The 20,216-nt window shown below is 64.6% G+C and carries 14 protein-coding genes; 7 read left to right on the top strand and 7 right to left on the bottom strand.

Going from position 1 to position 20,216, the window contains the following annotated elements:
- Positions 1-90 precede the first annotated feature (90 nt).
- Complete coding sequence (locus tag JNE37_RS11805; RefSeq protein ID WP_203062927.1) at positions 91-1,059, bottom strand: alpha/beta fold hydrolase; 969 nt, start codon at positions 1,057-1,059, stop codon at positions 91-93.
- Between the two features lie 374 nt (positions 1,060-1,433).
- On the opposite strand from JNE37_RS11805, the gene JNE37_RS11800 reads away from it, so the two are divergent.
- From JNE37_RS11800 to JNE37_RS11785, 4 genes are all read left to right on the top strand, one after another.
- Complete coding sequence (locus JNE37_RS11800) at positions 1,434-1,886, top strand: Hsp20 family protein (RefSeq protein ID WP_182399343.1); 453 nt, start codon at positions 1,434-1,436, stop codon at positions 1,884-1,886.
- Between the two features lie 670 nt (positions 1,887-2,556).
- The gene (gene gltB, locus JNE37_RS11795) at positions 2,557-7,266 is read left to right on the top strand and encodes a glutamate synthase large subunit (protein WP_203062925.1); all 4,710 of its coding nucleotides are present in this window, start codon (positions 2,557-2,559) and stop codon (positions 7,264-7,266) included.
- 11 nt (positions 7,267-7,277) lie between these two features.
- Positions 7,278-8,705, top strand: coding sequence for a glutamate synthase subunit beta (locus JNE37_RS11790; RefSeq protein ID WP_203062923.1), 1,428 nt, complete (start codon positions 7,278-7,280; stop codon positions 8,703-8,705).
- Between the two features lie 208 nt (positions 8,706-8,913).
- Positions 8,914-9,453 (top strand): DUF2087 domain-containing protein, encoded by a 540-nt coding sequence (locus JNE37_RS11785; protein ID WP_203062921.1) that lies wholly within the window; start codon positions 8,914-8,916, stop codon positions 9,451-9,453.
- Positions 9,454-9,481: 28 nt separating this feature from the next.
- On the opposite strand, the gene JNE37_RS22635 is transcribed toward JNE37_RS11785, so the two are convergent.
- The 4 genes from JNE37_RS22635 to galE form a co-directional block, all read right to left on the bottom strand.
- On the bottom strand, positions 9,482-10,132 hold the full coding sequence (locus JNE37_RS22635; protein ID WP_246513220.1) for a nucleoside/nucleotide kinase family protein: 651 nt from the start codon (positions 10,130-10,132) through the stop codon (positions 9,482-9,484).
- On the bottom strand, positions 10,129-11,319 hold the full coding sequence (locus JNE37_RS11775) for an SGNH/GDSL hydrolase family protein (protein ID WP_203062912.1): 1,191 nt from the start codon (positions 11,317-11,319) through the stop codon (positions 10,129-10,131). Before JNE37_RS11775 ends, JNE37_RS22635 begins: the two co-directional genes overlap by 4 nt.
- A 47-nt stretch (positions 11,320-11,366) precedes the next feature.
- The gene (locus JNE37_RS11770) at positions 11,367-12,590 is read right to left on the bottom strand and encodes a lytic murein transglycosylase (protein WP_203062910.1); all 1,224 of its coding nucleotides are present in this window, start codon (positions 12,588-12,590) and stop codon (positions 11,367-11,369) included.
- Positions 12,591-12,959: 369 nt separating this feature from the next.
- Positions 12,960-13,946, bottom strand: coding sequence for a UDP-glucose 4-epimerase GalE (galE, locus tag JNE37_RS11765; protein WP_203062908.1), 987 nt, complete (start codon positions 13,944-13,946; stop codon positions 12,960-12,962).
- A gap of 88 nt (positions 13,947-14,034) precedes the next feature.
- Between galE and galU the strand changes: the two genes are divergently transcribed.
- On the top strand, positions 14,035-14,922 hold the full coding sequence (gene galU, locus JNE37_RS11760; RefSeq protein WP_182399338.1) for a UTP--glucose-1-phosphate uridylyltransferase GalU: 888 nt from the start codon (positions 14,035-14,037) through the stop codon (positions 14,920-14,922).
- Between the two features lie 299 nt (positions 14,923-15,221).
- Here galU and ligD read toward each other — a convergent pair whose 3' ends face one another.
- Together ligD and ku are read right to left on the bottom strand one after the other, a co-directional pair.
- Positions 15,222-17,795: a DNA ligase D gene (gene ligD / locus JNE37_RS11755; protein WP_203062906.1), complete on the bottom strand. Its 2,574-nt coding sequence runs from the start codon at positions 17,793-17,795 to the stop codon at positions 15,222-15,224.
- Positions 17,796-17,797: 2 nt separating this feature from the next.
- On the bottom strand, positions 17,798-18,637 hold the full coding sequence (gene ku, locus JNE37_RS11750) for a non-homologous end joining protein Ku (protein WP_203062904.1): 840 nt from the start codon (positions 18,635-18,637) through the stop codon (positions 17,798-17,800).
- Between the two features lie 131 nt (positions 18,638-18,768).
- On the opposite strand from ku, the gene JNE37_RS11745 reads away from it, so the two are divergent.
- Both JNE37_RS11745 and JNE37_RS11740 read left to right on the top strand, forming a co-directional pair.
- Positions 18,769-19,749, top strand: a complete 981-nt coding sequence (locus JNE37_RS11745) for an SPFH domain-containing protein (protein WP_035035517.1) — start codon at positions 18,769-18,771, stop codon at positions 19,747-19,749.
- A 16-nt stretch (positions 19,750-19,765) separates the two neighbouring features.
- Entirely contained in the window at positions 19,766-20,215 is a 450-nt protein-coding gene (locus JNE37_RS11740; protein ID WP_203062896.1) for an NfeD family protein, read from the top strand.
- Position 20,216 lies beyond the last annotated feature (1 nt).

Raw genomic sequence — 20,216 nt, 5'->3', positions numbered from 1 at the left:
CGGGGAAGTCCGGTGGGTGGGGCGGCCATCGCAACCTCATCTGCCGGTGCACATCGCAACCTCTTCTACCGGTGCAATTGAGTACGGACCCTAGCCGCTCTGCTCCGTGATGAATGCATCGAACGCGGCCAGAACCTGACCGCGGATCGGGTCGGTTTCCATGAAGAGTTCGTGCTGGGCGCCGGGGATGACGATGTGGCGGCCGGTGCGCATGCGCAGGCCCAGTTGTTCGATGGCTGGGGTCGAAACGACGCGATCGCGGGCGGCGGCCAGCATCAGGACGGGAATCCTGACCGAGCCGGGGAAACGATCACGGGCGGCTTCACCCATCATTTCGGTGGCCGCGGCGGCCCAGCGAATGGTCGGCGCGCCGGTGGCGAGGTTCGGCTGGGCGGCAAGCACTTCCCCGTTCCGAAGGTAGCGCGCGCGGTCGCCGGTCAGGGGATTGTCCGGGAAGGTCTTTTCGACCATCGGCTTGTCGTGGCCCGGCAGGGGCAGGCGACCGAGGCCGAGAAAGCTCAGCACGTTGGCGAGGCGAGAGGCCCCGGCCATGCTCATGCCCACGCCTTCGAGCGCGATCATCGGGGCTGAGAGAAAGAGCCGGTCGAACATCAGGCGGTCGCGACGCCCGGCATCGAGGGCGACGAGCCCGCCCATGGAATGGGCGACGAGATAGAAGGGCGGCGGGCAATCGGGCAGCAGGATGCCGGCATGGAAGCTGCGCAGATCCGTCCAGTAATCCTCGAAGCGGTCGACATAGCCGAGCCGGCCGGGAACGACGCGCTCGGACCCGCCCTGCCCGCGGAAATCGAACGTCGCCACGGCAAAGCCGCGCGCCTGGAAATCGGCGATGGTCTCGAAATACTTTTCGATGAATTCAGCGCGACCCTGGAGAATGCAGACAGTGCCGCGCGGCACTTCGCCTTTCCGGGGGAACAGTGCATAGCGCAGCCGCACATTGTCGCTCGTCACGAAATAGCCGGCCCGCGCGCCTTCCGGCACCGGGTTGGACGGCGTAGCCGCCAGCGGCGGCCCGTTGGGATCGACGACGACATTCATTGCGCGGACCTTGCACCCCACATTGGGGAAGCTTTAGGGCCCGGGACAAAGAAAAACCAGCGCTCCGGGAACGAAACGCTGGTTTTTCCTCTGATGGCCCGCCGCGCGGGGGGCGGGTGTGACGACGGGCTCATTTCGAGGTGCAGGATCGTCTGCACGGTTCCCATATTGCGCACCGCACCTGAACGGGGTCCGAGCCGATCATTCAGATCGGGTTCATCTGGCCGCCCCTTGAAGGCCGGAATTGGCTTCCTAAATCAATGTTGTCCGCCGGAACGATCCGGGGACCGGCAGCGCGCCAGCCATTGCTCGCCTATTGAGGGAGCCCTTGGGCGCAGTGCCGACATCCACGTTGCTCACAGGAGAATGTGACCATGCAGTCCATCGATTTTTCGCCCTTCTACCGCTCGACCGTCGGTTTCGACCGTCTGTTCTCGCGCCTGGACAATCTCCAGGAGGCCAAATCCTATCCTCCCTACAACATCGAACGCGTCGGTGAGGACAATTACCGCGTTTCGATCGCCGTCGCCGGCTTCGCCTCGAGCGACATCGCCATCGAAAGCAAGGAAAACGGCCTGACCATCAAGGGCGCCCGGGCTCCCGAAACCGCCGAGAAGCCCCGTGAATTCCTGCATCGCGGCATTGCCGAGCGCGCCTTCGAGCTGCGCTTCCAGCTTGCCGATTATGTGGAAGTGACCGGCGCCAACCTCGAGAATGGTCTCCTCCACATCGAGCTCAAGCGCGTATTGCCCGAGAGCAAGAAGCCGCGCCAGATCGCGATCAACACCGAGACCAAGTCCCTGGAAGGCCAGGCCCAGGTCAACTAACCACCCTCCTCTTCCTCCTCCCACTAAGGCGCGGACACCCGTCCGCGCCTTTTGTTTTGCCCGATTTCCTGCCCTTTTCGCGCCCAACTCCTATTTGAAGTTGGGCTTGTCCTATTTCCTGCGTCAAAAAAGCATGCGCTAACGCTTGCGATGCTCAAAAAAATGTGTAAACCTCATTGAATAGGACAGCAGTGTTGTCCATTAAACAGCGGATCGCGAAGTTTCCATCGCACCGCAATAGGAGAAGGGGCAGAAACCATGGAACCTCAGAAACGGTAGCCCCCGTCCTGCACCCGCGGCCATCCGGTCTCCCCGGTCTGGCCGCACGCAAAGCCGGCTGGCCCGCTTATCGATAGCGGAAACGGATTTGCGGGGCCATCAGTGCCCACCGAGCGGCCATTTGGATGCAGAGCCGCTCTCAATCAGATAGGATTGCGCTGCCCGCCCGAGGCGTACACAGTACGACCCGGCCCAGCATGGTCCCGGAAAGTGGCGACACTTTTCGGCGATGGTCGTGCGAAATGCCATGGGCGCGAAGTGCATCCAGGAAAGGAATAGCGTGCGGTATTTTCCCGTTTGGGGAACCGCGCAAAGGCACAGACATCGCCCGGCCTCATTGCGCCGGGCCCGGATGGGCAAGCGCCCACCGACCTAAAGCGAGGATAAAGATATGGCCCACGAACGGAACGGATCGAGCGCGCATCCTGGTACGAACGGCATAGCACCTCGCAAAACCGGCCGCCCCGAAGCCCAGGGTCTTTACGATCCCAACCGCGAGCGCGATGCCTGCGGCATCGGCATGATCGCCAACATCAAGAACCGCAAGAGCCACGAAGTAGTCGAGAAGGGTCTCGAAATCCTCGAGAACCTCGAACACCGCGGCGCGGTGGGCGCCGACCCGCTGATGGGCGACGGCGCCGGCATCCTGATCCAGACCCCGCACAAGTTCTTCAAGAAGGTCGCCGATTTCGCCCTGCCCGAAGCCGGGCAATATACGGTGGCGATGCTCTTCTACCCCAACGACCGCGCGCTGCGTGACCGCTGCGCCGAAGTCGTGCGGCAATGCCTCGCCAATGAGGGGCTGGAACTGCTCGGCGAGCGCACGGTGCCGACCGACAATTCCAGGCTCTCCGAAGGCGTCATCGCCACCCAGCCGATCATCGAGCAGATCTTCATCGGCCGCCCGGCCGGGCTGACCGACGACGAATACGAGCGCCGGCTCTTCATCGCCCGCAAGGTGATTTCCAACACCGTCTATAGCGCACTGCCGGAAGTGGCGGGCGACAACGGCTTCTATGTCGTCTCGATGTCGCTGCGCACGCTGGTCTACAAGGGCATGTTCCTCGCCTACCAGCTCGGCGCCTTCTACCCGGACCTCTCGGACGAGGATTTCGAATCCGCCATCGCGCTCGTCCACCAGCGCTTCTCGACCAATACCTTCCCGTCCTGGAAGCTGGCCCACCCCTACCGCATGACCACGCATAATGGTGAGATCAACACCATTCGCGGCAACGTCAACTGGATGGCGGCGCGGCAGGCCTCGGTGCATTCCGAGCTGTTCGGCGAGGAAATCTCCAAGCTCTGGCCGATCTCCTATGAAGGCCAGTCGGACACGGCGTGCTTCGACAACGCCCTCGAATTCCTGGTGCGCGGCGGCTATCCGCTGCCCCATGCCGCGATGATGCTGGTGCCGGAAGCCTGGGCGGGCAACCCGCTCATGGACGAACAGCGCCGCGCCTTCTACGAATACCACGCCGCGCTCATGGAGCCCTGGGACGGCCCGGCCGCCATGTCGATCTCGGACGGCCGCTACGTGGTGGCGACGCTCGACCGCAACGGCCTGCGGCCGGCGCGTTACCTCGTGACGCGCGAGGAGCATGTGGTGCTGGCCTCCGAAGCCGGCGTGCTCAACATTCCGGAAGAAGACATCGTCGAGAAGTGGCGCCTGCAGCCGGGCCGCATGCTGCTGGTCGACCTCGAAGCGGGGCGCATCGTCTCGGATGAAGAGATCAAGAGCCAGCTCGCCACGGCCAACCCCTATGCCACCTGGCTGGGCCGCACGCAGATCGTGCTCGAGGACCTGCCGCCGGTTGCCCCGGAAGCGCCCGAACCCTCGTCGAGCCTCCTCGATCGCGCTCAGGCCTTCGGCTACACCAATGAAGACATCAAGCTGCTGATGGCGCCGATGGCGACCACCGGCCAGGAAGCCGTGGGTTCGATGGGCACCGACACGCCGCTCTCGGCGCTCTCGGACAAGTCCAAGCTCCTCTATACCTATTTCAAGCAGAACTTCGCCCAGGTCACCAACCCGCCGATCGATCCGATCCGCGAGGAATCGGTGATGAGCCTCGTCTCCTTCATCGGCCCGCGCCCCAACCTCTTCGACCTCGAAGGGCTCTCGACGCAGAAGCGCCTCGAAGTGCGCCAGCCGATCCTCACCAACGAGGACCTGGAGAAGATCCGCAATATCGGCGATATGTCCGACAATCCGTTCAAGACGGAAACGCTCGACATCACCTATCCCGCCGATATGGGCGCGATCGGGATGGAAGCGGCGCTCAACGCCATCTGCGAGGCGGCGGAAGTCGCCGTGCGCGGCGAATACAACATCATCATCCTCTCGGACCGCCTGATCTCGGCCGACCGCATCGCCATCCCGGCGCTGCTGGCGACCGCGGCCGTGCATCACCACCTCATCCGCAAGGGTCTGCGCACCTCCTCGGGCCTCGTGGTCGAGACGGGCGAAGCGCGCGAGATGCATCACTTCGCCATGCTGGCCGGTTATGGCGCGGAAGCGATCAACCCTTACCTCGCCTTCGAGACCCTCTCCTCGCTTCATGCCGAAGGCGAATATCCGCCTGAGGTCGATGCCGAGGAAGTCGTCCACCGCTATATCAAGTCGGTGGGCAAGGGCCTGCTCAAGATCATGTCCAAGATGGGCATCTCGACCTACCAGTCCTATTGCGGCGCGCAGATTTTTGACGCCGTTGGGCTCAAGACCGAGTTCGTGCAGCGCTACTTCTTCGGCACCGCGCACGCCATCGAGGGCGTTGGCCTGGCCGAAATCGCCGAGGAGACGGTGCGTCGCCACCGCCTCGCCTTCGGCGACGAGGCCGTGCTGCGCCGCGCGCTCGATGTGGGCGGGGAATATATGTACCGCATGCGCGGCGAGGCGCACGCCTGGTCGCCCAATGTGGTGGCCGACCTGCAGCACGCCGTGCGTACCGCCGAGGATTCAAAGGAAGGTGCGCAGGCTCGCTACGACGCCTTCGCCAAGGCGATCAACGAGGGCGAGAACCGGCATATGTCGATCCGCACCCTCTTCGACATCAAGCCGCTCGGCGAAGCCGTGCCGCTCGATGAGGTGGAGCCGGCGGCCGATATCGTCCATCGCTTCGTGACCGGCGCCATGAGTTTCGGCTCGATCAGCCGCGAAGCGCATACGACGCTGGCCATGGCCATGAACCAGATCGGCGGGCGCTCCAATACCGGCGAAGGCGGCGAGGAAGCCGACCGCTACAAGCCCCTGCCCGATGGCTCGCAGAACCCGCTGCGCTCCTCGATCAAGCAGGTGGCCTCGGGCCGGTTCGGCGTCACCACCGAATACCTGGTCAATGCCGACGTGCTCCAGATCAAGGTGGCGCAGGGCGCCAAGCCCGGCGAAGGCGGGCAGTTGCCGGGCCACAAGGTCGACTGGATCATCGCCAAGACCCGGCATTCGACGCCGGGCGTGGGCCTCATCTCGCCCCCGCCGCATCACGACATCTATTCGATCGAGGATCTGGCCCAGCTCATCTACGACCTCAAGAACGTCAACGAGAAGGCCGACATCTCGGTCAAGCTCGTGTCGGAAATGGGCGTGGGCACGGTCGCGGCGGGCGTCGCCAAGGCGCGCGCCGACCACATCACGATCTCGGGCTATGACGGCGGCACGGGCGCGTCTCCACTGACGTCGCTCAAGCATGCCGGCGGCCCGTGGGAAATCGGCCTTGCCGAAACCCACCAGACGCTGGTGCTCAACCGCCTGCGCTCACGCGTGCGGCTGCAGGTCGATGGTGGTCTCAAGACCGGTCGCGACGTGCTGATCGGGGCGCTGCTGGGCGCCGACGAGTTCGGCTTCTCGACCGCGCCGCTGATCGCGGCTGGCTGCGTGATGATGCGCAAGTGCCACCTCAACACCTGCCCGGTCGGCATCGCCACCCAGGACCCGGTGCTGCGCAAGCGCTTCAAGGGCACGCCCGAGCACGTCATCAACTACTTCTTCTATGTCGCAGAAGAGCTGCGCGGCCTCATGGCCTCGCTCGGCGTCCGCAATCTCGACGAGATCATCGGCCGCTCGGACCTGCTCGACCAGAAGCGCCTGCTCAACCACTGGAAGGCCAAGGGGCTCGACTTCTCCAGGCTCTTCTACAAGCCGGCCCCGATCGGCGGCGACTCGATCTACCACACCGAGACGCAGAACCATCACCTCGAGGACGTGCTCGACCGCAAGCTGATCACGCTGGCCGAACCCGCTCTCACCGACCGTACGCCGGTGCAGATCGAACTGCCGATCCGCTCGCGCGACCGTTCGGCCGGTGCGATGCTTTCGGGCCGCGTGGCAGAGGTCTTCGGCCACGAGGGGCTGGCGGATGACAGCATCGTCGTCAAGCTGCACGGCACGGCCGGACAGAGCTTTGGCGCCTTCCTCACCCGCGGCGTGACCTTCGATCTTGAAGGCGATGCCAATGATTACGTGGGCAAGGGCCTTTCCGGCGGCCGGCTGGTGGTACGGCCGGCGGCCAATACGCGGATCGTGCCGGAAAACTCGATCATCGTCGGCAATACCGTGCTTTACGGCGCCATCGAGGGCGAGTGCTATTTCCGGGGCGTGGCCGGCGAGCGTTTCGCCGTCCGCAACTCGGGTGCGGTGGCGGTCGTCGAAGGCACGGGCGACCACGGCTGCGAATACATGACCGGCGGCGTGGTCGTCGTCATCGGCAAGACCGGCCGCAACTTCGCGGCGGGCATGTCGGGCGGCGTGGCCTATGTGCTCGACGAGGACGGCACGTTCCGTTCGCGCTGTAACCTGGCCATGGTAGACCTCGAGCCGGTGCCCGAGGAAGAAAACCTCATGCAGACGATCCACCACCATGGTGGGGACCTCGAATGGCATGGGCGCGTCGATATTTCCGGCGACATGACCAAGCATGACGACGAGCGCCTGCACCAGCTCATCGCCAACCACCTGCACTACACGGGTTCGAGCCGCGCCCGCTTCATCCTTGAGAACTGGGAGGCCATGCGTCCCAAGTTCGTCAAGGTGATGCCGGTCGAATATCGCCGCGCAATCCGTGAAATGGAAAAGAAGCGCGCTGGCCTCAGCGTCGCTGCCGAATAAGGAAAGTCACTATGGGTAAGGTTACAGGCTTTCTCGAGATCGAGCGTCAGGAGCCGCGCTATGAGCCGGCTTCCGACCGCGTGCGGCATTTCGGCGAGTTCACCATTCCGATGTCGGAAGCAGCGGTGGTGGACCAGGCCAGCCGCTGCATGGATTGCGGCGTTCCCTATTGCCACGGCGATACGGGCTGCCCCGTCCACAACCAGATTCCGGACTGGAACGACCTCGTCTACCAGCAGGATTGGGAAGAGGCGGCGCGCAATCTGCACTCGACCAACAATTTCCCCGAATTCACCGGTCGCATCTGCCCGGCCCCCTGCGAGGAAGCGTGCACGCTCAACCTCGAGGATACCCCGGTGGCCATCAAGACGGTGGAGCAATCCATCGCCGACAAGGCCATCCGCAATGGCTGGATCAAGCCGCAGCCGCCGCAGGCCAAGACCGGCAAGACGGTTGCCATCGTCGGCTCCGGCCCGGCGGGCCTGGCGGCTGCCCAGCAGCTCGCCCGCGCCGGCCATGACGTGCATGTCTATGAGCGCGAGCCCAAGGCCGGGGGCCTCCTGCGCTATGGCATTCCCGACTTCAAGATGGAAAAGGACCATATCGACTTCCGCGTCGAGCAGATGGAAGCCGAAGGCGTGACCTTCCACTACAACGAGAATATCGGCGTCAGCCGCCCGCTCTCGGACCTGCAGGCCGCCCATGACGCGGTGCTGCTCTGCGGCGGCTCGGAGCATCCCCGTGACGTGGAAGCGGCCGGCGTCGAACTGGGTGGCGTGCACTACGCCATGCCGTTCCTGGTGCAGCAGAACCGCCGTCTCGGTGGCGAGGACGTGTCGCACGAGGAGCCGCTGGTGGCGGCCGGCAAGCATGTGGTGGTGGTCGGTGGCGGCGATACCGCTTCGGACTGCATCGGCACCGCCTTCCGCCAGGGCGCCATCGCCGTGACGCAGCTCGACGTGCGCCCGCAGCCGCCGGAGCTGGAAGACAAGCTGACCAACTGGCCCAATTGGGCGGTCAAGATGCGCACCTCCTCCAGCCAGTCGGAAGGCGCCATCCGCGAGTTTTCCGCCGGCACGATGGAGATCATCGGCAACAGCCTGGGCCGCGTCATCGGCGTCAAGGTGGCGCGCGTCGACCGCAAGCGCCAGCCGATTCCGGGCACCGAGTTCATCATCAAGGCCGATCTGGTGCTCATGGCCATCGGCTTCGCCCACCCCGTGCATGAAGGCATGCTGACCGAACTCGACGCGCAGTTCGACAAGCGCGGCAATCTCTTCGCCGACACCTTCTCCTACCAGACCTCGCAGAAGGGCGTTTACGCCGCGGGTGACATGCGCCGCGGCCAGTCGCTGGTGGTCTGGGCGATCCGCGAAGGCCGCCAGGCGGCCCGCGCCATCGACCTCGACCTCATGGGCAAGACCGACCTGCCCGCCTGATCGCCTTACGGGGCCGGACTTGCTGCCCGGCCCCGAACCCGCTAGAGCTATGCCCGGTCCGCAGTTCACCGAGGCGTCGCCACCCCGCAAGGGGAGCTAAACCTGCACCTTCTTCCTCCATGACCTTGACCCCATCTTCGGGCGCCAAGTCGCAAGGGCGACCACCGACACCGATCGTTTCCCGCTGGCGCCCTCGATGAGGATTGTCATGTCGAGACCCCATATTCCGTTCGCCGTCGCCGATGTTTCGGCCTTCGCCAAATCGCTGCGCAGCCAGCTTGCCGGGCGCGAAAGCCTGCCCAGCCATGTCGAGCTGCTCAACATGCTGGCCAAGGCCGGCGGCCATCGCAATTTCCAGCATTTTCGCGCTGGCGCCATCGCCGAGCCGATGGCGGGGGAGACCGAGCCGAGGCTCGATAGCGCCAAGGTGGAGCAGGTGCTCCGCCATTTTGACGCACAAGGCCGCATGTTGCGCTGGCCGGGAAAGACCAACCACCAGCTCCTGTGCCTCTGGGCGATCTGGGCGCGAATCCCGTCGGGCGAGCGGTTCAGCGAGGCCGAGATCAACGCCTTCATCAATGCCGGCCACAGTTTTGGGGATCACGCGATCCTGCGGCGCGGCATGGTCGATGAAGGGCTGCTGGCGCGGACGCCCGATGGGCGGGTGTATCGCCGGATCGAGCAGGTGCCGCCACCGGAGGGGCAGGCGGTGATCGGCGAGGTCTTGCGGCGGGGGACGAGAGAGTAGCGACACGCCTGGTTGGACTTGGGTGTCCTCACCCCCGCAGGATCGCGGGGCGCTCCAGATCCGCGTAGTCGACCAGCACGTCTGCCCGCTCCTGCGGCTTGCACGCTTCGAAATAGAGACGCTGGCCGTCGCGATAACGCAGGTTTTCGGCTGCGCTCTCTTCGGGCGGGCTGCCGTCGCGCCTGGACATGCGGGCGAAGGATTGGGTGAAGGGGACATCGAGGAAGATCGAAAGATCCCAGTATTCGGCCAGTTCGGGGCGCAGGAGAAAGATGCCGTCGACGATGAGAATCGAAGGAATTGCGGCCAGTTGCGGCTCGCCGCTGACCGTGCTGTCGATGCGGTGATCGAAGGCCGCGGGGCGGTAGAGGCGGTTGCCGCCGGGGCTCAGCGGATCGAGCAGGAGCTCGCGAAAGAGCTTGAGGTTGAAGCTGTCTTCGTAAAATCCGCGCGGCGAGGAACGCCCCTGCGTATAGCGGACGGCGCGGGGATTGTGGAAGCCATCGATGCTGGCACGGATGACCGGCAGGCCGGTCGCGGCTGCGACGAGCGGGGCCAGTTCGTCGGCGAGCGTGGTCTTGCCGGAACCATCGACGCCATTGATGCCGACCCTGAGAATACCCTGACCTGCGCGATCCGAAGTGCGGCCGACAAGGGCGTCGAGAAAGGCACGCCTCACGGCTGCTCCTCGTCGGGGTCCTGCGGGGCGATGCCGACGCCGAAGGCATCGACGCGCCCGATCGGAGCCTGCATCAGCGCCTCGAGATCGATCGGCTTTGCCGCCGGAGCGGTCGAGGCGGTGATGAGATCGGTGGCGCGCGGCGGCGTCTTGGAAAGCGGGATCACGGCGCCTGCCACTTCGAGGAGGCGGATCTGGCCGAGCCCCTGATAGGGCGGGCGCAGCATGGGCTGGGCATCGGTGCCGACCAGCGGATCGGCCACTGCGATGCTGACGCCGCCGCCGCGATAGAAGGCGCGGATGGCCTGGCTGAGGTAGAAGGCGAGCTTGTCCGAACCTGCGGTCGAGAAGTGGATGCCGTCATCCTTGCGCATGCGCACATTCTCGCCCTTGAGGTTGGGGCCGAAACTGGCGAACTGGCCGTTCTCGTCGGCAAATTTCTCGTAGATATCGAGGAATTCCGCGCCGCCCGAAAAGCTCGCCATGCGCTGGAGCGAGGTGATCTGGCTGAGGTCGGACGAAAAGCTGGCATCGGCCACCGGCGGCAGGCCGATCCAGACCACCGGCTTGTTGGCGGCGCGCAGTTGCGAGAGCACGTCGTTGAGGCGGGCGGTGTAGTGCTTGTTCCAGTCCTCGGTGAGCGGGGTGAAGCTCTGCCCGTCCTCGTCGAGCACCTGCATGTCGTTGATGCCGAGGAAGACGACGGCGAGATCGAAGCTGTTGGCGGCGATCTCGTCGGAAATCACCTTGTTCCAGTCGTAGTAGTCGTGCCGGACGAAGCCGGTCGACGCCTTGGACTTGTTGATGACGACCAGGTTCGGGTCTTCCGAGTAGAAGCGCTCCAGCGCCTTGCCGAGATCGATGCCGAGGGAATCCCCGAAGACCATGAGGCGCGTGGCATTGGCCGCCTTTTCGACCACCGGCTTGGCCGGTGCGGCTGGGGCTGCGGCGACCGGCGCCTTGCGGCGCGGCTGCTCGACAGGCGCTTGCTGGACCACCTGCGGCTGCTGCTTGGGGCCGAAAAGCATATCCATCAGCGTGCGCCGCTGGCGCGGCTGCTGCTGTTGGGCGACCTGGATGGAAGGCGCGGCTTCCTGCGCCTGCACGAACATCGGCGCCAGGTCCGTGAGGACGAGCGCGGCGATGATCAGCCCGACGATCCAGAGCTTTATCGACTTCCTGTTCATGGGCGCGTCTTAGCAGCTTTTCATGTTTGCGGCCAATGAACTGGCCGTCAGCGGACGGCCGCCGCCAGTTCGTTATAGGCCTCGATGGTTACGAACCCATCCGCCACTTCCCCGCGCGACGCCTGGAAGCGCGCATAGGCTTCCTGCGTCACCGGCCCGATGCGGCCGTCCGAACTGCCCTTGAGATAGCCGAGCTTGACGAGGGCGGCCTGGATGGCCTTGCGCTGGGCCAGGTTGGGGAATTGCGCATGGCGGGGCCAGGGCTGGGCGAAATCGCCGGCGCCCTTCAGCCGATCCGTGAGATGGGCGATGGCCATCGCGTAGCTATCCGAGAAATTGTAGCCCTTGAGCACGAGATAATTGGGCGTCATCAGGAATTTCGGCCCGGTCTTGCCCGCCGGCACATAGAGGAAGACCGGCGTGCCGGGATCGGGGAACTTGCGGTTGCCAACCCGCGTGACGCCGCGATCGGCGAAGAAGCCGATGGTGCGATAACCGTCGCGCCCGGCAAGGGTGTAGTCGAACCCCTCGGGCAACTGCACCTCGTAGCCCCAATCCATGCCCGGCTGGTAGCCGAGACCGATGAGGAAGCGCGAGGTGGTGGCCAGCGCGTCGGCGAGGGAATCGTGAAGGTCGATCTGGCCGTCGCCATCGCCATCCGTGCCGTATTTGAGAACATTGCTCGGATTGACCTGGAGGTGCCCGATGGCGCCGGCCCATGAGCCGACGAGGTGCTTGGCATCGAGCGGCCCACGCTGGACGAGGAGGAGCGCGGCGATGAGATCCTGCTCGTCTTCCTTGAGCCGCGCCCGGCGGTGATGGACCACTGTCGCGAGCGAGCGGATGATGGGTTTGATGTATTTGGTGTTGGAAAGGATCGTGCCGTAATTGGTCTCGATCCCCCAGATAGCGCCGAGGAGATAGGGATCGACCCCGTAGCGCTGGCCGGCGGCGGCGAAGAGCGCCTTCTGCTCGCCCATGGCCTTCTGGCCCTGCCCGATCCGCTCATTGGAGACGCGCTTGTCGATATAGTCCCAGACGGGCGTGGTGAATTCGGGCTGGGTGGTGACGAGATTGGGGACGTTGGGATCTTCGGTGAGGCCATCCGTGGCGCGGCGATAGGTTTCGCGCGTCACCCCCGCCGCCAGGGCCTTGGCCTCGAACGAGCGGATGAAGGAACCGAAGCTCTCCTGCGACTGCGCCAGGGCGGGCACCGTCAGGAGGGCCAGGGCAAGAACGATCAGCGGGACGCGGAAAGGTGACTTCGCCATTCTGGTCTCCTCGATTCCCTCAAGGATAGCACGGACATGCCTCTACCCGGATGCGGGCGGATTTGCCTTGATCGCCAATAGCATGGCGGCGAGGCGGCGTCGGGCGCCGCCACACTTTCGCCCTAGGGTCCGTACTCAACAAGTCCCGGCGCCCCAGAGCGCCTTATCTACCGATCCGAAAGATTCCAACGGAAGGCGCTGTCCGTCTGCCGCGCCACACCCGCTGAACTTCCCCGGCCGCAGAGCCGGGGCCCACGGATTCCTCCACTCGAGTGGAGGGGTGCAATAGGCCCCGGATCAAGTCCGGGGAAGTCCGGTGGGTGGGGCGGCCATCGCAACCTCACCTACCGGTGCAATTGAGTACAGACCCTAGCGGTTGCGCGTGGCGAGGTAGCTTTCCCAATCGAGCGCGGAGCGCACGATGCCGGTGAGGTCGTCATGCGCCGGCTTCCAGCCAAGGAGCTGACGGACCTTGTCGGCCCCCGCGACAATGGCCGGCGGATCGCCCGCGCGGCGCGGGCCTTCATCGACCCGGAAGTCGATGCCCGAGACGGCCTTGACCGTATCGACCACCTGGCGCACCGAATAGCCGCGACCATAGCCGCAATTGAACGTGGTGCTGTTCCCGCCCTTGCGCAGGTGATTGAGCAGCAGCGCATGCGCTTCAACCAGGTCGGTGACGTGGATGTAGTCACGCACGCAGGTGCCGTCGGGCGTGGGGTAATCGGTGCCGAAGATATCCATCTTGGCGCGCTGGCCGAGGGCGGTCTGGCAGGCGACCTTGATGAGGTGGGTGGCGAGCGGTGTCGACTGGCCCGAGCGCTTCTTGGGGTCGGCGCCCGCGACGTTGAAATAGCGCAGCACGCCATAAGTGATCGGATGCGCCGCCGCGACGTCGGCCAGCATCCACTCGGTCATGAGCTTGGAGCGGCCATAGGGCGACATGGGCGAAAGCGGGTAATCCTCGACCACCGGCTCGAGCCCGGTCATGCCGTAGACGGCGGCGGTGGACGAGAAGATGAAGTGCTTGACCCCGCCCTTGACCGCGGCCTCGATGAGGTTGCGGGAGGCGGCGGTGTTGTTGCCGTAATACTTGAGGGGGTCGGTTACCGATTCCGGTACCACGATCGATCCGGCGAAGTGCACGATTTCGGTGATCTTGTGTTTGGCGATGAGATCGCCGACAAGGCCCATATCGCCGACATTGCCCTGGACGAGGGTGGCGCGGTGATCCACGGCCCAGTCGAAGCCGGTGACGAGATTGTCCAGAACGACGACCTCCTCATTGGCATCGGCAAGCCGAAGAACCATATGACTGCCGATATAACCGGCGCCGCCCGTAACCAAAACCGCCATTACTGCCTCTGATTAACTACTTTCGATGCAATCTAGACCGACTGCGTTGAGATAGCATTACACTACCCACCTAGCACGGAGTCCCCCATTGCCGAACCGCGTTCGTACGGCCGTTTTCCCCGTAGCAGGCCTTGGCACCCGCTTCCTGCCGGCCACCAAAGCCATGCCCAAGGAAATGCTGACCGTCGTCGACCGTCCGCTGATCCAGTATGCAGTGGATGAGGCCCGCGAAGCCGGCATCGAGCACCTGGTTTTCGTCACCGGGCGCAACAAGGGCGTCATCGAGGACCATTTCGACCGTCAGTACGAGCTGGAACACACACTCGAGATTCGCGGCAAGACCGAGGCATTGTCCGAACTCCAGAAGGATCTGCCTTCCGCCGGCCAGACGAGCTTTACCCGCCAGCAGGAGCCGCTTGGGCTCGGCCACGCCGTGTGGTGCGCGCGCGAACTGGTGGGCAACCAGCCCTTCGCGCTGCTGCTGCCCGACATGGTGTTCAAGGCCAAGCCGGGCGTCCTCAAGCAGATGATGGATGCCTACGAGGAACGCGGGGGCAACATCATCGGCGTCGAGGAGGTCGATCCGTCTGAGGTGTCGTCCTACGGCATCGTGGCGCGCGGCGACGGCCCCGATACGGGCTTCCCGATCACCGGCATGGTGGAAAAGCCCAAGGTAGGCGAAGCGCCCTCGAACCTTTTCATTTCGGGCCGCTACATCCTCCAGCCCGAGATTTTCGCGCTGCTCTCCGAGCAGACCAAGGGCGCGGGTGGGGAAATCCAGCTCACCGACGCCATGCAACGCCTGATGCACACCCAGCCGTTCACCGGCGTGAAGTATGAGGGACGCGTCTTTGACTGCGGCTCGAAGCTAGGTTTCCTCACGGCCAACGTGGCCTTTGCTCTGGATCGCCCGGATATCGCGGGGGATTTCATGACGGAAATCCGCAAGCTGGCGTTGGATGGGACGCTGGGCTGAGCGTTAGCCGGCAACACGATCGTTTCCGGGTGAAGACCCGGCTGAGGCGTGATTTGGCCAGCAATCTTCCCCGGCCGCAGGGCCGGGGCTGAGCTTTCGCCAGTAGCACGATCTTCCCCGGACTTGATCCGGGGCCTATTGCACCCCTCCACTCGAGTGGAGATATCCGTGGGCCCCGGCTCTTCGGCCGGGGAAGTAAGGGGTGGGGATGGATCGGGGGGTGAATGGCCGCCCCAGAGGCGCTCCTTGATCCCTGCCGCTTCCAACTCTACCGTTTTTTACCCCTACCGCTTCCAACCCTACCGCTTCGGCGCGCTCTCCCTGATCGGGCCGGCCACGGCGTTGAGCATGGCGTTGGTGATCGATTGTTCGAGCTTGAAATAGCCCTTCCAGGGGTCCGGGCCTTTCGCGCGTTCGGCGGCCTGGGGGAGTGAGAATTCGTTGGCGCGCTCGATGGTTTCGAGCTCTTCCCAGGTGACGGGCGTCGCCACCGGCGCACCCTCGCGCGAGCGGGTGGAATAGGGCGCGATGGCGGTCGAGCCGCGTTCGTTGCGCAGGTAGTCGATGAACATCCGGCCCTTGCGCTTTTCCTTGGAAAGGGCCGTGGTGAAGCGGTCGGGTTCGGCGTCGGCCATGGCCTGGGCGAAGGTCTTGCAGAAGAGCTTGACCTCAGGCCACTCAGTCCGTCGCACCAGGGGCGCGATGACGTGAATGCCCTTGCCGCCGGTGAGCATGGCGAAGCTCTTGAGGCCCCAGGCTTCGAGCCCCTTGCGGATATCGAGCGCGGCGGCGCGGACGTGCTCGAAGCCGAGGCCTTCATCGGGATCGATATCGAAGATGATGCGCTCGGGATTTTCGATCTTGTCGCGCCGCGACCCCCAGAGGTGGAATTCGAGCGTGTTCATCTGCACGGCGGCGACGATGCCGGCGAGGTCATCGACGTAGAAATAGCTTTCCTTCTCGCCATCCTTCTCGGCGATCTGGACGGTTTTCATCGCCGGCGGAAAGCCGCCCGTATCGTGCTTCTGGAAGAAACAGGCCTTGGCGCGCCCCTGCGGGCAGCGAACGAGGCTGAGCGGGCGATCGACGATATAGGGCAGCATAGCGTCGGCCACGGCGTCGTAATAGGCGACGAGTTCGCCCTTGGTGACCCCCTGCCCTGGATAGGCCACGCGATCGGGGCTGGTGAGGTTGACGCCCAGCCGCTCGGCAGCGGCCACGCCTCTTGCGGGATCGAGATGCTGCACGCGCGCTCCTTCCGCTTTCGACGGCGCGTCCTCCGGAGGCGGGGACGCCGCCACTTCCATCTTAACAGAGCGCGCCGGCTTGTCTTCCCTCAGCCCAAGGAAGGACGGATGCCGCAGCGCGCCATCGGGCGTGACCTCGGTATAGGCGATCTCGGCCACCAGTTCCGGCTCGACCCAGCGGGCGACCCGGGCAATGTCGCGCGGCGCGTTGACGAAGGGGGTATCCTTGCGAGCACGCTTGTCGAGCGCGGCCTGCAGGGCCGCCGCGTCCTTTTCCGAAAAACCCGTGCCGACGCGGCCGTGATAGACGAACTTGTCGTCGTCCCAGGCGCCCAGGAGGAGCGAGGCGAAAGTGCGTTTCTTCTCGGAGGGACGCCAGCCGCCGATGACGAATTCCTGGCGCTTGAGACACTTGATCTTGAGCCAGGACTTGGTGCGCTCGCCCGCGTATCGGGAATTGGCGCGCTTGGCGATGACGCCCTCGTGGCCGGCCGAGCAGAGCGCATTGAGCACCTGCTCGCCATTGCCCTCGATATGCTCGGAGAACTGGACCGGCGAGGACTTGTCCACCTTGCCCAGGAGCTTCTTGAGCCGCGCCTTGCGCTCGGTGAGCGGCAATTCGCTCAAATCCTCGCCATCCTGCTCGAGGATATCGAAGACGAAATAGACCAGCGGGCTGCCGTTGGAGAGCGCCGCCTTGAGAGTGGAGAAATCCGTGTGCCCCTCGCGGTCGAAGGCGCAGAGCTCGCCATCGATGAGGGCGCTGCCGCCGGTAATGTGGGAGAGCGGCTCGCGGATGGCGGCGAACTCGGTGGTCCAGTCGTTGCCGTTGCGGGTGTAGAGGCGAACCTCCTCGCCCGCCAGCGCGGCGAGGCACCGGTAGCCATCATACTTCATCTCGAAGAGCCACCCTGATCCCTCCGGCACGGTATCGACGAGGGTCGCGAGTTCGGGTGGGCGGAAATCGGGGAGCGCGACTTCGTGGCCATGGGTCCAGACCTTGGGCTTGGCCGGTTTCTTCTTCGAGGCCAGACCCTCGGCGATGGCGGTGAGATCGCGCCCGGTCTCGACGCTGGTCTTGTTGTCGGCGACGAGCGCGTCGCCGTTCTCGGTGGCATAGCGGTCGCGATGCTTGATGAGCAGCCAGTTTTCCCTCTTGCCCCGGTCGCGCCCCTTCATGTGCACCAGCACCCATTCGCCCTTCATGCGCCGGCCGTTGAGCTTGAACTTGAGGTCGCCCTTTTCGAGCCCTTCATGCGGATCGCCGATCGGCTCCCAGGTCCCCTCGTCCCAGAGCATCACCGTGCCCCCGCCATACTGGCCCTCGGGTATCGTGCCCTCGAAGTGGGCATAGTCGAGCGGGTGATCCTCGACGCGCACGGCCAGGCGTTTGTCGGCCGGGTTGCTTGAGGGGCCGCGCGTCACCGCCCAGCTCTTGAGCACGCCGTCGAGTTCGAGGCGGAAATCCCAGTGCATGCGGGTGGCGTCGTGCTGCTGCACGACGAATATGCCGCCGGCGGCCTTTCCCGGCTTGCCGCGCGCCTTGCCGGACGGTTCGCGCGTCTTGGCGAAGTCGCGCTTGGCGCGATAATCGGTGAGGAGGTCCCTGGCCCTGGCGAGCGCCATTTTCAGCTCGCCTTCCGCCGACTGGCCGCAGCCTTGGGCTTGGCGGCGCCGGTTTCGAGGCTCTTCTTCAAGGCCGACATCAGGTCGACCACATTGCTGCCCTCGGCGCGCTTCTCGGGCGGCTCGACATCGGTGGTGATCTTCCTGCCCTTGGACTTGAGCTTGCGCGCGATGAGTTCGCGCAGCGCCGCCTCGTAATGGTCCTTGTAATTGTCGGCATCGAACGGCGCCGTCTTCTTGTCGATCAGCGCCTCGGCCACCTCGACCAGCTCCTTGTCGGCCTTGCCCTTGCCGATGGCCGAGAAATAGCTGTCGGACTTCCTGATCTCGTCCTCGTAATGGAGCGTTTCGAGGAGAAGGCCGGTGCCCGAGGGGCGGATGGCGACGAGGTATTCCTTGCCGCGCAGCGTCAGCTGACCGATGCCGATCTTCTGGGTATCGCGCAGCGCGTCGCGCACGACGCGAAAGGCGTCTTCGGCCAGATCGTCGGCCGGCACCACGAAATAGGGTTTGTCGTAATAGATCGGATCGATGTCGCAGGCGCCCACGAACTGGGTGAGTTCGAGCGTCTTGCGCGTCTCGAGCTTGACGGCATCGAGCTCCTTGTCGGTGAGCAGGACATAGTCGCCCTTCTCATACTCGAAGCCCTTCATGATCTCGTCCTTGTCGACCGGCCCGACGCCCGCCACCACCTTCTCGTAGTGGATGGGTTTGCCGGTCGGCTCGTGAATCTGACGGAAGGTGGGTTTGGCATTGGCCTTGGTCGCCGAATAGAGCTCGACCGCGATCGAGACCAGCGACAGGCGAAGCTGCCCTTTCCATATGGGCCGTGCAGCAGGCATTCTTCCCTCGCATGAGGTGTGGATAGCCTCAGGAGAACGGGGTTTCAGGCCAATCGTTCCCCTCGCCATGCATTGCGGGAACGCTCTGAATTCCCTACATCTTCAGCAGCAAAGCCTGTGGGAGACGAAAGATGGAATTTGCGCTCGATGGATTGAGCATCGCGCTGATCGCAGTCGGTATCCTCGTGATCCTGGTACTGTTCTCAGGCGTCAAGACGGTCCCGCAGGGATACAATTACACAGTCGAGCGCTTCGGCCGCTATACGCGCACGCTCAGGCCCGGCCTCAACCTCATCGTTCCCTTCGTCGATTCCATCGGCAAGAAGATGAACGTGATGGAGCAGGTGCTCGACGTGCCGCATCAGGAAGTCATCACCAAGGACAATGCCTCGGTGACCGCCAACGGCATCACCTTCTACCAGGTGCTCGACGCAGCGGCCGCCGCCTATGAAGTGGCCAATCTCGAACTCTCCATCCTCAACCTCACCATGACCAATATCCGTACCGTCATGGGCTCGATGGACCTGGATGAGCTGCTCTCCAACCGCGACGAGATCAACCACCGCCTGCTCAAGGTCGTGGACGCCGCCGTTTCCCCATGGGGCATCAAGATCACCCGCATCGAGATCAAGGACATCGATCCGCCCAAGGACCTCGTTGATTCCATGGGCCGGCAGATGAAGGCCGAGCGCGAGAAGCGCGCGGCGATCCTGGAAGCCGAAGGCCGCCGCCAGGCCGCCATCCTTCAGGCCGAAGGCGCCAAGCAGGCCCAGGTGCTCGAAGCCGAGGGCCGGCGCGAAGCCGCCTTCCGCGACGCCGAGGCCCGCGAACGCTCCGCCGAAGCCGAAGCCAGGGCGACGCAGGTGGTGTCGGACGCCATTGCCTCGGGCAATGTGCAGGCCATCAACTACTTCGTGGCCAACAACTACATCAAGGCGCTCGAAGGCCTGGCCCGCTCGCCCAACCAGAAGGTGCTGATGCTGCCGGTGGAAGCCTCCAGCGTCATCGGCGCGATCGGCGGCATTGCCGAGATCGCCAAGGAAACCTTCGGCTCGGGCTCCGGCCCGCGCAACACCACGAGCCGTCCGCCTTCCACCGGCTCGCAGCAATAGGAAGAGGAGTTCCGCCATGACCGCCCTGAGCTGGATAGCGACTTACGGGGCCTGGGCCTGGGTTGTAGGCGGCCTCATCCTTCTGGGACTCGAACTCGTGCTGCCCGGCGGCGTCTTCGTCTGGCTGGGCGGCGCGGCGGTGGTGACCGGCCTCGTCTCGCTGATCTATCCGATGGACTGGAGCCTCGAATTCGTCTTCTTCGCCGTATTGGCGCTGGTGGCGATCTTCGTCTGGCTGCGCTTCGTGCGCCCGCGCCCCAAGGCGACGGACAACCCCTTCCTCAACCAGCGCGCCTCCCGCTTCATCGGCCAGGAACTGGTGCTGGACGAACCGATCACGGCCGGCTACGGGCGCGTGGCCCTTGGCGACAGCGTCTGGCGCGTCAGCGGCCCCGACCTCGCCGCTGGCACGCGGATCAGGATCGTGGGCGCGGACGGCGCCGTGCTCAAGGTCGAGGCGGCCTGAC

Source organism: Paradevosia shaoguanensis (genome assembly GCF_016801025.1).
Lineage (GTDB): Bacteria > Pseudomonadota > Alphaproteobacteria > Rhizobiales > Devosiaceae > Paradevosia > Paradevosia shaoguanensis.
This window is presented reverse-complemented; position numbering and strand designations above follow the sequence as displayed.